Raw genomic sequence first — 12,664 nt, forward strand, 5'->3', positions numbered from 1 at the left:
CGTAGCGCTACGTCCGGGGCAGCTGCTTGCCGTAGTCGAGGGTCTCCTCCTTCGACGGGGCGGTGAGCGGGAAGTCCTTGTTCCACTCGGAGAGCACCACGAGGCCCGCTCCCCCGCCCCGCGCGAACTGCAGCGGGTAAGGGGAGCCCTCCAGGGCCACGTCGAGGGTGCCGCCCTCGCCTTCCGCGCCGCCCTTGACCTTGACCGTACGGACCCCGCCGATCTGGTCCCGGTCGCCCTTGACCTTCTCGCCGTGCAGGCCGATGAGGCCGGCGAGCAGCAGGTCCATGTCGGTGAAGCCGCGCAGCTGCTTGTACGACGGGTCGCCCTGCGGCACCTTCACGTACATGTCGTCGAGCTTGTCGGCGGCCTCGGCGTCCGCCTCCGTCGGCTTGTCGCCGCCCTGGGAGTCGTGGGTCCAGAAGCCCGCGTCGGCCTTCAGATAGAGCGCGTCGCCGACCCGCAGCAGCTCGAAGGTGCTGTTCTTCGTCGTCACCGAGCCGGTGGCGCCGCCCTGCTTGAGGCGCATGTTCAGCTTGAAGGTGTCGCCCTTGCTGACCAGGGTGCCGGAGAGTCGTACCGCCTTCGCCGTGTCCGCCGCGGACCGGGCCTTGCCCTCGATCTCGGGCGCGGAGAGCCTGCCCACCCCGTTCGTCCCCTCGTCCGGGTCGGCCGCGCAGGCCGCGAGCCCGACGGTCAGCACGGTGCAGAGCGCGAGCGGCACGACGGCTCTGCGGAGGCGCACGACCGGGACGACACGTGCTGCTGACGGGGTACGCGATGACGGGGTGCGAACGGTCACCTGCGCTGCCTCTCGGGTTCGTGGGGGGGCCTGCCGGTCCGCGGCCCGTGCGGGATACCGGGGCGGCGGCCGTCTGTGCTGCGGGTTCTGCCGGGTGGGGGGCCGGCCTGCCGGTGGGGACGGCAGACCGCAGCGTACCCGGGCCGGGTGACGCGCCCGGCGGCAGCCGTACGGAGGCGCTGCCGGGGCGGGTCGGAACGGCACGGGCTAGCCTGAACCCGGCAAAGCTCTGCAATGACTCGATTCGTGCGGCACCGAGGAGGCGCGTGGCATGGCGGCAGGCGCCCCCCGGATCTTCGTCTCCCACCTCGCGGGAGTCCCCGTCTTCGACCCCGTCGGCGACCAGGTCGGCCGGGTCAGCGACCTCGTGGCCATGCTGCGGGTCGGCCGCAGGCCGCCGCGGCTGCTCGGCATGGTCGTGGAGGTCCTCAGCCGCCGCCGGGTGTTCGTGCCGATGACCCGCATCACCGGCGTCGAGTCCGGCCAGGTCATCACCACCGGCGTCGTCAACATGCGCCGCTTCGAACGGCGCCCCACCGAGCGGCTCGTCCTCGGCGAGCTGCTCGACCGGCGCGTCCGGCTCGTCGGGCCCGGCGGACAGGAGGGCGAGGAGGTCACCGTCCTCGACGTCGCCATCACCCAGCTGCCCGCCCGCCGCGACTGGGAGATCGACAAGGTCTTCGTCCGCAAGGGGAAGGGCGGGGTGCTGAGCCGCAAGGGCGAGGCGCTGACCGTCGAATGGTCGGCGGTCACCGGCTTCTCCCTGGAGGAGCACGGGCAGGGCGCCGAGAGCCTGCTCGCCACCTTCGAGAAGCTGCGCCCCGCCGACCTGGCCAACGCGCTGCACCACCTCTCCCCCAAGCGGCGCGTCGAGGTGGCGGCGGCGCTCGACGACGACCGGCTCGCCGACGTCCTGGAGGAGCTGCCGGAGGACGACCAGATCGAGATCCTCGGGAAGCTGAAGGAGGAGCGCGCGGCCGACGTCCTGGAGGCGATGGACCCGGACGACGCGGCCGACCTGCTGTCCGAGCTGCCGGAGGAGGACAAGGAGCGGCTGCTGACCCTGATGCAGCCGGACGACGCGGCCGACGTGCGCCGGCTCCTGGCGTACGAGGAGCGCACGGCGGGCGGTCTGATGACGACCGAGCCGATCGTGCTGCGGCCGGACGCCACGGTCGCGGACGCGCTGGCCCGGGTCCGGCAGCAGGACCTGTCACCGGCGCTCGCGGCGCAGGTGTACGTGTGCCGGCCGCCGGACGAGACGCCGACGGGCAAGTACCTCGGCACGGTGCACTTCCAGCGGCTCCTTCGCGACCCGCCGTTCACCCTCGTCAGCTCGCTCGTGGACAGCGATCTGCCGCCGCTCGGCCCGGACACCCCGCTGCCCGCCGTCACCAGCTATCTCGCCGCGTACAACATGGTCGCGGCGCCCGTGGTGGACGAGAGCGGTTCGCTGCTCGGCGCGGTCACCGTCGACGACGTGCTCGACCATCTGCTGCCGGAGGACTGGCGGGAGACGGAGTTCCACGAGGAGGGGGCCGGGCATGGCGGCTGAGCGCACGCAGGACCGCGAGCGGGAGCGGGAGCGCGACCGGCCGGGCCCCCGCATCCGGCTCGACCTGCCGCGCGAGCGGCGGGCCAGACTCCTCCCGGAGTACGACCCCGAGGCCTTCGGACGCATGTCGGAGCGGATCGCCCGCTTCCTGGGCACGGGCCGGTTCCTCGTCTGGATGACCCTGACGATCATCGTCTGGGTCCTGTGGAACATCTTCGCGCCCGGCTCGCTCAAGTTCGACGAGTACCCGTTCATCTTCCTGACGCTCGCGCTGTCCCTGCAGGCCTCGTACGCGGCACCGCTGATCCTGCTCGCCCAGAACCGGCAGGACGACCGGGACCGGGTCAATCTCGAACAGGACCGGAAGCAGAACGAGCGGTCGATCGCGGACACCGAATACCTCACCCGGGAGATCGCGGCGCTCCGGATGGGCCTGGGCGAGGTGGCCACCCGCGACTGGATCCGCTCCGAACTCCAGGACCTGATCAAGGAGCTGGAGGAGCGCCGGGATCTATTCCCGACAGGCGACCCCCACCGAAGTGACGTACCCGACCGTTGACAGGCCTTTCATGGGCCGGTGGTCGGCGCCGTACCATCGTCGGTATGGCTATGGAAGACGCGGTGCTCGAAGCACTGGCGACGGTGAACGACCCCGAGATCAACAAACCGATCACTGAGCTCGGCATGGTCAAGTCGGTGGAGATCGAACCGGACGGCAAGGTCGCCGTCACGGTCTACCTGACCGTCTCCGGCTGCCCGATGCGCGAGACCATCACCCAGCGGGTGACCGAGGCCGTCTCCGGCGTCGAGGGCGTCACCGGCGTCGACGTCTCGCTGGACGTGATGAGCGACGAGCAGCGCAAGGAGCTGGCGGCGGCGCTGCGCGGCACGAGCGCCGAGCGCGAGGTGCCGTTCGCGAAGCCGGGCTCGCTGACCAGGGTGTACGCGGTCGCCTCCGGCAAGGGTGGCGTCGGCAAGTCCTCCGTCACCGTGAACCTGGCCGCGGCGATGGCCGCCGACGGCCTGAAGGTCGGCGTCGTCGACGCCGACATCTACGGTCACTCGGTGCCCCGCATGCTGGGCGCGGACGGCCGTCCGACCCAGGTCGAGAACATGATCATGCCGCCGTCGGCGAACGGCGTGAAGGTCATCTCCATCGGCATGTTCACCCCGGGCAACGCGCCGGTGGTGTGGCGCGGCCCGATGCTGCACCGCGCGCTCCAGCAGTTCCTCGCGGACGTGTACTGGGGCGACCTGGACGTCCTCCTGCTCGACCTGCCCCCGGGCACCGGCGACATCGCGATCTCGGTCGCGCAGCTCGTCCCGAACGCGGAGATCCTGGTCGTCACCACCCCGCAGCAGGCGGCGGCCGAGGTCGCCGAGCGGGCCGGCTCCATCGCCGTCCAGACCCACCAGAAGATCGTCGGTGTCGTCGAGAACATGGCGGGCCTGCCGTGCCCGCACTGCGACGAGATGGTCGACGTGTTCGGCACGGGCGGCGGCCAGCGGGTCGCGGACGGTCTGACGCAGACCACGGGCGCGACGGTCCCGGTCCTCGGCTCGATCCCGATCGACGTACGGCTCCGCGAGGGCGGCGACGAGGGCAGGCCCGTCGTCCTCTCCGACCCGGACTCCCCGGCGGGCGCGGCCCTCCGCGCGATCGCCGGCAAGCTCGGCGGCCGCCAGCGAGGCCTCTCGGGCATGAGCCTGGGCATCACGCCGCGCAACAAGTTCTGAGTGCCGGGAAAGGGCGCCCCCGAGGGGGCGCCCTTTCCCGTTCCCGCTCTTGGCGCCTACGCGTAGACGTCGAGGTCCTTGATCTGCGAGAACCCCAGACCGTACGCACTCATCCCGCGCCCGTACGCGCCGATGTGCACCCCCGCCGCGGACCCGGCCAGGACCCAGCCGAACTCCGACTCGCGGTAGTGGAACGGCACCGGCACCCCGTCCACCGGCAGCGACAGCGTCGACCACTCCGTGCCGCCGAGGTCGTCGGCCAGCTCGAAGGCCGTCTCGGTCTGCTGGTCCAGCCAGTTGTCCCGCGTCGCGTGGTCGAGCGAGGCGGGCCAGGTGTGGACGAGCAGCCCGGAGCCGGCCAGCCAGGCGGCCGAGGAGACGGTGGTGGCGTCGAGGACGCCGGTGCCGTCTCCGGTGCGCCGTACGGGGCTCGCGGCCACCGTCACGACGATCGCGAACCGTTCCTTCTCCGCGCCGCCCGCGTCCGACTTTATGGACGGCGTGTCACCGTGCCCGGTCGACCCGTGCTGCACGCTGCCGTCCGCCGCCGTGCCGACCTGCATCAGCCAGCGGGGCCCGGTGAACGCCTCGTCGAGGCCGTACCAGGCGAAGGGTGCGCGCAGGTAGCCCTCGGCGGTCCGCCGGGCCGTGGGTACGCCCTCCACCCGACTCGTGGTCTCCATCTCGGCCGCCTCCTCGTTGCGTCAACAGAGGGAGGATAGCCACCAGGACGCGTCGGGTCGGTGACAGCCCGTCGTCAGGTCGCGTCGGAGTCGTACGGAGGACGCTCAGTCGTGCCCGGATCGTCCCGCTTGTCCTGCTTCTTCAGCAGGTCCGGGGTGCCGTTGGCGGAGGTGACCGCACCGGCGGAACCGTTGACCGGGGAGCCGTTGACGGCCGAGGTCTGCGGCTCGCGGCTGTGGACCGCGTCGGCGACCTCGTTCATCTCCTTCTTGAGGTCGAAGCTGCCGCGCAGCTCCTTGAGCTCCCGGAGGTCCTCGTTCTGCTCCATCTGCTTGCGGAGGAACGTCTTCGGGTTGAGGTCCTCGAACTCGAAGTCCTTGAAGTCCGGTCCCAGCTCGCTGCGGATGTCCTCCTTCGCGCTGTCCGAGAAGTCACGGACCTTCCGGATGAAGCGCGAGACGTCCTGGATGACCTTCGGGAGCTTGTCCGGCCCGAAGACGAGCACGGCGAGGACGACGAGCGTCACCAGCTCGAGTGCGCCTATGTCGCTGAACACCTAGTAGCTCCTTCATGCCGGTCAAGGGCCCGGTCCACGGTACCCGCCGAAACTGTCGGACGGGTACCTCCGGGTGTCCGCCACATGGCACTCAGGTGCCCTGGGAGGAGCCCAGGGTCAACGTCTTTGTCAGCTCTTTGCCGTTGCGGGTCAGCGTGAGTGCCAGCTTGTCGCCGGGGCGGTGGGCGCGGATCTTCACGATCAGCTCCTCGCCGTTGTGCACGCGCTGGCCGTCGACCTTGGTGATGACGTCCCCGGGCCGGAGCCCCGCCTTCGCGGCCGGGCCGCCGGGCGTGACGGACGCGGAGCCGTCCTTGCCCTTCTCTCCGACCCGGGCGCCGTCGCCGTTGAACTGCATGTCGAGGCTCACACCGATGACCGGGTGGGTGGCCTTGCCGGTGTTGATGAGCTCCTCGGCGACCCGCTTGCCCTGGTTGATCGGTATGGCGAAGCCGAGGCCGATGGAGCCGGGCTGCGAGGCGCTGCCGCCCTCCCCGTCACCGGAGCCGCCGCCGGCCGCGCGGATCGCGCTGTTGATGCCGATGACCCGGCCCTTGGAGTCGAGGAGCGGGCCGCCGGAGTTGCCGGGGTTGATGGGGGCGTCGGTCTGGAGGGCGTCGACGTAGCTGATGTCGCTGCCGTCGCCCTTCTCGCCGCCCGCGGTGATCGGGCGTTCCTTGGCGCTGATGATGCCGGAGGTGACCGTGTTGGACAGGTCGAAGGGGGCGCCGATGGCGACGACGGGGTCGCCGACGCGGACGTTGTCGGAGTTGCCGAGCGGCAGCGCCTTGAGGCCGGAGACGCCGATGACCTGGACGACGGCCAGGTCGTAGCCGGTGTCCTTGCCGACGACCTTGGCGCGGGCGGTCTCGCCGCTGGAGAAGGTCACCGAGATGTCCTCGGAGGAGCGGGCGCCGTCGACGACGTGGTTGTTGGTGAGGATGTGGCCCTTGGTGTCCAGCACGAAGCCGGTGCCGGTGCCGGACGAACCGCCGCCCTTGACGTGCAGGGTGACCACGCCGGGCAGGGCGGCGGCCGCGATCCCGGCCACGCTGTCCGGGGCACGGTCGGTGTCCCCGCCGTCCGCCTGCGGCAGCTCGACGGTGGTGATCCCGCCGTTGCGCTCGACGTACGCGCCGATGCCGCCGCCGATGACTCCGGTGACGAGCGCGAGGACGAGCGCGCCCACGACGGCGAGCCCCGTGCGGGACTTCTTCGCGGGCGCGGGGTGGAATCCGGCCCCGCCGGCCCCCCAGGGGTCGTACTGCACCCAGGGCGCCCCGCCCTGCGGCGGCGGCACGGCGCCCCCTTGCGCGTGCGGCTGCGGGTGGGGATGCGGCTGAGGCTGGGGCTGCTGCGGTACGGGGGGCACGTGGGCCTGCTGCGGCGGTACGTGCGCCGGGGGGCGCTGTACGGGCGGCGCGGGCGCCCAGGGTCCGGGCTCACCGTAGGGCGGCGTCCGGTACTCGTCGGGGGTGTGCAGGGGCTGCGGCGCGCTCTGCGCGGGCGCCGGGGCCTGCGGGGCGTCGGCGACGGGAGCGTCGGTGACCGGGAGGGTCGCCGTCGGGACCTCGTCCGCCGGGGCCGGAGGCTCGCCCTTGGTCAGCAGAACGGCGGGCGCGGCCTCGGACGCGGGCGCGGCCTCGGACACGGGCGCGTCGGCGACGACCTCGGACATCACCGCCGTGTCCCGCGCGTCCGCCGTGGCCGTCGGGTCCGCCACATCCGTCATGTCCGTCACGTCGGCCACGACGCCGGCGGCGGCCGAGGCATCCGACGTCTCGGCCGCGCCCCCGGCCGACGGCTGCGGCGCGGGCAGCGGAAAGTCGCCGTCGGCGTCATCCGTGCCGACGGCGGTGACGCCCTCCGTGAGGTCGTCGGCCGGAGGCGGCGAGGGTATCCGCGCCGCCTCCGGTGTGGTCGAAGGCCGGCTCCACCAGTTCGGCTTCCCGTTGTTCATGCTCTCCCCGCAACCCGCTGACCCGTGCCGCGCCCCTTGGGTCGGGCGCCCCTGTCCCTGGATTCAACCAGGTCGCGGGTCAGCGGTGGGAGCCGAGCGGTGCGGTCGTCGGGCTGGGGGCCGGACTGGGCCCGGGACCGAGGGCCAGTTGGAGGGCCGGACCCGTCGGCCGTATGAACGGGGACAGGGCGAGGAACGACTGTGTGCCCTGGTCCCGGAGGCGTACCGCCACCAGCGGAGCGGCGGCGGAGCGCACCGCGTCCGGCGGGACGGCGCCCGCGGGAACCGTCCCCGGGCCGACCGCGGCCACCGGCCCGTGCGGCAGCGCCGCCGGGGCTCCGGGAGACAACGGGGCCCCCGGGGTCACCTGCGTGCCGTCGACGGACTGGGCGCCGCGCTCTCCGGAGCGCGTGCCCCGGGTGACGGCCGTGCCGCCGCCGGGGCCCGTGGAGGTGGCGCGCAGCGGAGTGACCGCGGTGCCGGTGCCCTGGCCGCCGCGTGCGCTCGCGTTCACCGAGGCCTCCAGCGGCAGGGTGCCGCCGAGGGCGATGGCCGCGAACGAGACGGCGCTGGCCGCCGCGAAGGCGAAGCGCCGCCCGCGCCAGGAGGTTCCGGACGCGCGGTCGCCGACCTCGTGGATACGGAAGCCGGTGTGCGGGGAGTGCGGGGTGTGCGGAGTGACGACGGCCGCCGTGGCGAAGCCGTCGGACTTCAGTCCGCCCGCGCCGAGGAGCTCTTCGAGGGGGCCTCGGGGTCCGCCGGGGCCTCCCGGCTCACCGGGGCCCCCGGGTAGCCCCTGGAGCCGGGCGAGGAATCCTTCCGAGGGCGGCGGGGGAGCCGCCGAGGCGAAGACGCTCTTGAGGGTGCGCTGCGCGTCGGCCTCCGCCTTGCAGCGGGGGCAGGTCGCGAGGTGGGCGAGGACCCGCTCGCGGGCGTCATGGCCGAGCTCGCCGTCGACGAGCGCGGCCAGCCGGTCCCCGAGGTGGTGCTCCGCGGGGGTCGGTGACGAGGGACGTGTGCCGCTCACGCTGTCCCTGCCTCCCATCCGACGGAGGCCAGGGCACGCTCCGCCCGTGCCTCGGGCGAGCGGTGCTTGAGGGCCTTGCGCAGGTGGGAGCGTCCGCGGTGGATCCGGCTGCGGACGGTGCCGAGCTTCACGCCGAGGGTCGCGGCGATCTCCTCGTACGACAGTCCTTCGATGTCGCAGAGGACGACCGCGGCGCGGAACTCGGGCGCGAGGGTGTCGAGGGCCTGCTGCACGTCGGCGTCGAAGTGGGTGTCGTTGAACACCTGCTGCGGCGAGGGCTCACGGCTGGGCAGCCGCTCGGCGGCGTCGTCGGCGAGCGCGTCGAAACGGATGCGCTGCTTGCGGCGGACCATGTCGAGGAAGAGATTGGTGGTGATGCGGTGGAGCCAGCCCTCGAAGGTGCCCGGCGTGTACGTCGACAGCGAGCGGAAGACGCGGACGAAGACCTCTTGCGTCAGGTCCTCGGCGTCGTGCTGGTTGCCCGTGAGGCGGTAGGCGAGGCGGTAGACCCGGCCACTGTGCGTGCTGACGATCTCCTCCCAGGTGGGTGGAGTCCACGCCTGCGATTCCGCATCCGATGCGAAGGTCGCGGTGGTGGGAGCGGAGTCGGTGGTGCGGAGTCGGTCAGCGGTGTCGGTCACGGATTTCGGCTCACCCGCCGACCTGAGAAGACGCCGAAGCACTCCTCCCCGATCCACAGGCGCAGCCGCACCTCCCCTATCGGCTCTGGTGGTGTCCAGTGGAGCCCCTACCATAGCCACCTCGCCCGTTAGCTCCGGATAAGAATCTTTACGCGAATTTGGAACCGGGTCCCCCGGCTTCCTCCTGCCGCGTCCTGCCCCTGGTGAACGCCCGGTCCCATCTGCGGGTTCCCGCTGACAGCGGATACAGTCACCGTTGCGTCAACTACGGGGACAGGAGAGGGCCATTACCGCCAACCGGCAGACGAGCTGGTCGTTCGCCGACGCCTTTGTCGCCGAGGACGAAGCTCTGCGCTGGGCCCGGGAGCGGGCCCGGGAGGCAGGGCTGCCCTCGGTGTCGCCGGGCACCGGTGGGGCGCTGCGCCTGCTCGCGGCCACGGCGGACGCGAAAGCGGTGGCGGAGATCGGCACCGGCACGGGCGTGTCGGGCATCTATCTGCTGCTCGGGATGCGGCCGGACGGCGTCCTGACGACGGTGGACCTCCAGCCGGAGCGGCAGCAGCTGGCCAAGACGGCGTTCCGCGCGGCGGGCTTCGCGGGCAACCGGGCCCGCTTCATCCCGGGCCGGGCCCTGGACGTACTGCCGCGGCTCGCGGACGGCGGGTACGACCTCGTGTTCTGCGACGGCGACCGGCTCGAGTACCTGGACTACCTCGCTGAATCGTTGCGCCTGCTGCGACCGGGCGGTCTCGTCTGCTTCGAGGGCGTCTTCGCGGACGGCCGTACGGTCGACTCGGCGGCCCAGCCGGCCGAGGTCCAGCGGGTCCGTGAACTGCTGCGCACGGTCCGGGAGAGCCAGGAGCTCGTCCCGTCCCTGCTGCCGGTGGGCGACGGCCTGCTGTGCGCGGTCCGCCGGGGCTGACGCCCCCGCCGCGCCGCCCGCCCCCACCTGCCCCACCTCCCCGTACGAGAACCGCCGCCGTGAGCGAACCGCCGCCGGACACACCACTGCCCCGGTACGGGCGTGCCGTACCGGGGCAGTGGTCAGGATGCGAGGGTGAGTCGGGTCAGCCGACGACCTTCTTCAGGGCGTCGCCGAGTGCCTCGGCCTCGTCCGGGGTCAGCTCGACGACAAGCCGACCGCCGCCTTCGAGCGGAACGCGCATGACGATGCCCCGCCCCTCCTTGGTCACCTCGAGCGGGCCGTCACCCGTCCGCGGCTTCATGGCCGCCATGCTTGTTCCCCTTCCTGAAACCAGCTCTTTGTCGGCCGGGCAGCTCCATGACCTGGAGCACGCGTCACCGGCTTCGAACACATTGCTTCCAGGTCATTATCCCGCATGGCAGGACCCGATGACCAACATCGAATGGCATCGCTTGCGCAACGCGCTCTCTCAAAACCCCACATTTCGGCGATCGGCCTGCGATACTTCGCCGCTCGGCGTCCGGCCGAGGCCTTCAAATCTTTGACGCAGCTCACATGGGCGGGGCGGGTGATGTCCGCCATGCTGTGCTGGTCAACCACGCAAAGACGCGAAGGGAACCCGATGGCCGACACGGTGCTGTACGAGGTGAGCGACGGGCTCGCCACCATCACGCTCAACCGCCCCGAGGCCATGAACGCCATGAACGTGGCGGCGAAAGTCGCTCTCCGCGACGCGGCCGAGACCGCCGCGGCGGACCCCGCCGTACGTGCGGTGCTGCTCACGGCGGCCGGCGAGCGGGCGTTCTGCGTCGGCCAGGACCTGAAGGAACACGTGGGTCTGCTCATGGCGGACCACGAGAACGGCACCCGAGAGACCATGAACACGGTCCGGGACCACTACAACCCGATCACCAAGGCGCTCGCGGGCATGCGGAAGCCCGTCGTGGCGGGCGTGAACGGCGTCGCGGCGGGCGCCGGCTTCGGCTTCGCGCTCGCGGCGGACTACCGGGTGGTCGCGGACACCGCCTCGTTCAACACCTCGTTCGCCGGGGTCGCGCTGACCGCCGACTCGGGCGTGTCCTGGACGCTGCCCCGGCTGATCGGCGCGAGCCGGGCGTCCGACCTGCTGCTCTTCCCCCGCTCGATCACCGCCCAGGAGGCGTACGAACTGGGCATCGTGAACCGCCTGGTCCCGGCGGCCGACCTCGCGGCCGAGGCCGAGAAGGTGGCCCGCAAGCTCGCGGAGGGCCCGACGGTGGCGTACGCAGCCCTGAAGGAATCCCTCGCGTACGGCGCGGACCACTCGCTGGCCGAGGCGCTGGACAAGGAGGAGGAACTCCAGAGCCTGGCGGGCTCCTCCGAGGACCACACGATCGCGGTCCGCGCCTTCATCGCCAAGGAGAAGCCCACGTACCTGGGCCGCTGACGGGCCCCGGAACCCCTTCGTACGAGTGGTGGGCGTGTCTATAGGATCCGCTCACCATTCGTACGCACATACCTGGGGGGTTCCGTGCGTCCTTCTCCTTCCGCGCGCCTTCTGCGCGGCGCGCTCACGGCGGGTCTGGCCCTGGGCCTGTCCGCCGCCGTCCTGTCCTCGCCGGCGCGGGCGGCCGACGGCGCCGACCGCTGTCCGGAGGGCGCCGTCTGCGTCTTCAGCCAGCCGCTGTTCCAGGGCGACATGCTCATCGTCAAGGCACCGATGATGTCGCTGGGGGCCTGGGACAACCGCATCCGGTCCTTCGTCAACAACCAGTGGGACGCGCACGCCGTGTGCTTCTACCCGAAGCCCGGCCTCGACCCCGAGGGCTCCGTCTGGCTCTACAACGCGGCCTCCTTCGACGAGAGCCAGAACCCCGAGCTCGACAAGACGGTGAGCTCCATCGACATCGGCGCCGAGGCGGACGACTTCTGCGGGTGGGAGAGCCGCTACCCGACCCTCTCCGACGCCCTGGAGGCCCGGCCCACGCCCCTGCCCGCGACGGGCGCCTTCGGCGACATCGACCGCGACGGGTACGCCGACGTACTCGGCCGCAATCCGTTCGGCCAGCTGTGGTCCGTACACGGCTCGGTCCCGCACAGTCCGAGTACCGGCCGGCTCGCGGGCGGCGGCTGGAACGCCATGACGAAGCTGACCCGGCACGGCGACCAGGACGGCGACGGCGACGAGGACGTCTACGCCCGCGACGGGGCCGGCTCCCTCTGGCTCTACCCCGGCGACGGCAAGGGCGCCTTCAAGCCCCGGCGCCTCATCGGCGGCGGCTGGAACTCCCTGCGGGAGCTGACCGCGACCGGCGACCTGACGGGCGACGGCAAGGGCGATCTGCTCGCCGTCGACGCCACCGGAGTCCTCTGGACGTACCCGGGCAACGGCAAGGGCTGGTTCGACGCCCGCAGGAAGGTCGGGGGCGGCTGGAAGGCGATCGACGAACTCGTCGGCGCCGGGGACATGAACTCCGACAAGAAGGCCGACCTGGTCGCCCGCGACACGGCGGGCAGGCTCTGGCTCTACCCGGGCAACGGCCGCGGCTGGTTCGGTACCCGCAAGCTCATCGGCAGCGGCGGCTGGAACGCCCACAAGGAACTGGCGGGCCTCGGCGACATCACGGGTGACGGCCGGCCCGACCTGGTCGCACACGTCTCGGGCGCCCCCTTCGGCTGGGACGGCCACACCTACCTGCTGGTCTACCCCGGCACCGGCGACGGGAGTCTCCGCGCCCCGCTGTCCTTCGGCCAGCTCCGCACCGGCACCTTCGTCTTCTGACCCGCCTACGACTCTC

The 12,664-nt window shown here is 72.0% G+C and carries 13 protein-coding genes; 6 read left to right on the plus strand and 7 right to left on the minus strand.

Features of this window, described 5'->3' with window-relative positions; translation table 11 throughout:
- Nucleotides 1-7 precede the first annotated feature (7 nt).
- A complete protein-coding gene (locus OG259_RS14885; protein WP_328942706.1) occupies nucleotides 8-745 on the minus strand; it encodes a hypothetical protein in 738 nt (245 codons plus the stop codon).
- A 328-nt stretch (nucleotides 746-1,073) separates the two neighbouring features.
- Between OG259_RS14885 and OG259_RS14890 the strand changes: the two genes are divergently transcribed.
- From OG259_RS14890 to OG259_RS14900, 3 genes are read left to right on the plus strand one after another with little or no spacing between them, the layout of a single operon-like run.
- The gene (locus tag OG259_RS14890; protein ID WP_328942707.1) at nucleotides 1,074-2,357 is read left to right on the plus strand and encodes a magnesium transporter MgtE N-terminal domain-containing protein; all 1,284 of its coding nucleotides are present in this window, start codon (nucleotides 1,074-1,076) and stop codon (nucleotides 2,355-2,357) included.
- Nucleotides 2,347-2,916 carry a DUF1003 domain-containing protein gene (locus OG259_RS14895; RefSeq protein ID WP_266896293.1) on the plus strand — a complete coding sequence of 190 codons (570 nt, stop codon included), beginning with the start codon at nucleotides 2,347-2,349 and terminating at the stop codon, nucleotides 2,914-2,916. The genes OG259_RS14890 and OG259_RS14895 overlap by 11 nt, the downstream gene beginning before the upstream one ends.
- Before the next feature lie 44 nt (nucleotides 2,917-2,960).
- Nucleotides 2,961-4,094 (plus strand): Mrp/NBP35 family ATP-binding protein, encoded by a 1,134-nt coding sequence (locus OG259_RS14900; RefSeq protein WP_328942708.1) that lies wholly within the window; start codon nucleotides 2,961-2,963, stop codon nucleotides 4,092-4,094.
- A 56-nt stretch (nucleotides 4,095-4,150) separates the two neighbouring features.
- On the opposite strand, the gene OG259_RS14905 is transcribed toward OG259_RS14900, so the two are convergent.
- The 5 genes from OG259_RS14905 to sigE all read right to left on the minus strand — a co-directional run bounded on the left by OG259_RS14905 (nucleotide 4,151) and on the right by sigE (nucleotide 9,076).
- Nucleotides 4,151-4,777 carry a hypothetical protein gene (locus OG259_RS14905; protein ID WP_328942709.1) on the minus strand — a complete coding sequence of 209 codons (627 nt, stop codon included), beginning with the start codon at nucleotides 4,775-4,777 and terminating at the stop codon, nucleotides 4,151-4,153.
- A gap of 74 nt (nucleotides 4,778-4,851) precedes the next feature.
- Nucleotides 4,852-5,334, minus strand: coding sequence for a sec-independent translocase (locus OG259_RS14910; protein ID WP_328942710.1), 483 nt, complete (start codon nucleotides 5,332-5,334; stop codon nucleotides 4,852-4,854).
- A 91-nt stretch (nucleotides 5,335-5,425) separates the two neighbouring features.
- Nucleotides 5,426-7,294: a trypsin-like peptidase domain-containing protein gene (locus tag OG259_RS14915; RefSeq protein ID WP_328942711.1), complete on the minus strand. Its 1,869-nt coding sequence runs from the start codon at nucleotides 7,292-7,294 to the stop codon at nucleotides 5,426-5,428.
- A gap of 79 nt (nucleotides 7,295-7,373) precedes the next feature.
- Complete coding sequence (locus OG259_RS14920) at nucleotides 7,374-8,321, minus strand: anti-sigma factor family protein (protein WP_328942712.1); 948 nt, start codon at nucleotides 8,319-8,321, stop codon at nucleotides 7,374-7,376.
- Complete coding sequence (sigE, locus tag OG259_RS14925) at nucleotides 8,318-9,076, minus strand: RNA polymerase sigma factor SigE (RefSeq protein WP_328942713.1); 759 nt, start codon at nucleotides 9,074-9,076, stop codon at nucleotides 8,318-8,320. Before sigE ends, OG259_RS14920 begins: the two co-directional genes overlap by 4 nt.
- A 142-nt stretch (nucleotides 9,077-9,218) precedes the next feature.
- Here sigE and OG259_RS14930 point away from each other — a divergent pair, with 142 nt between their 5' ends.
- Entirely contained in the window at nucleotides 9,219-9,884 is a 666-nt protein-coding gene (locus OG259_RS14930; RefSeq protein WP_266896279.1) for an O-methyltransferase, read from the plus strand.
- Nucleotides 9,885-10,029: 145 nt separating this feature from the next.
- Here the strand turns inward: OG259_RS14930 and OG259_RS14935 are convergent, their stop codons facing one another.
- Nucleotides 10,030-10,197 carry a DUF3117 domain-containing protein gene (locus OG259_RS14935; RefSeq protein WP_009997451.1) on the minus strand — a complete coding sequence of 56 codons (168 nt, stop codon included), beginning with the start codon at nucleotides 10,195-10,197 and terminating at the stop codon, nucleotides 10,030-10,032.
- Nucleotides 10,198-10,509: 312 nt separating this feature from the next.
- On the opposite strand from OG259_RS14935, the gene OG259_RS14940 reads away from it, so the two are divergent.
- Together OG259_RS14940 and OG259_RS14945 are read left to right on the plus strand one after the other, a co-directional pair.
- Entirely contained in the window at nucleotides 10,510-11,313 is an 804-nt protein-coding gene (locus OG259_RS14940; RefSeq protein WP_266896271.1) for an enoyl-CoA hydratase/isomerase family protein, read from the plus strand.
- Nucleotides 11,314-11,397: 84 nt separating this feature from the next.
- Entirely contained in the window at nucleotides 11,398-12,648 is a 1,251-nt protein-coding gene (locus OG259_RS14945) for an FG-GAP-like repeat-containing protein (protein WP_328942714.1), read from the plus strand.
- Nucleotides 12,649-12,664 lie beyond the last annotated feature (16 nt).

Origin of the sequence: Streptomyces sp. NBC_00250 (genome assembly GCF_036192275.1) — a bacterium.
Lineage (GTDB): Bacteria > Actinomycetota > Actinomycetes > Streptomycetales > Streptomycetaceae > Streptomyces.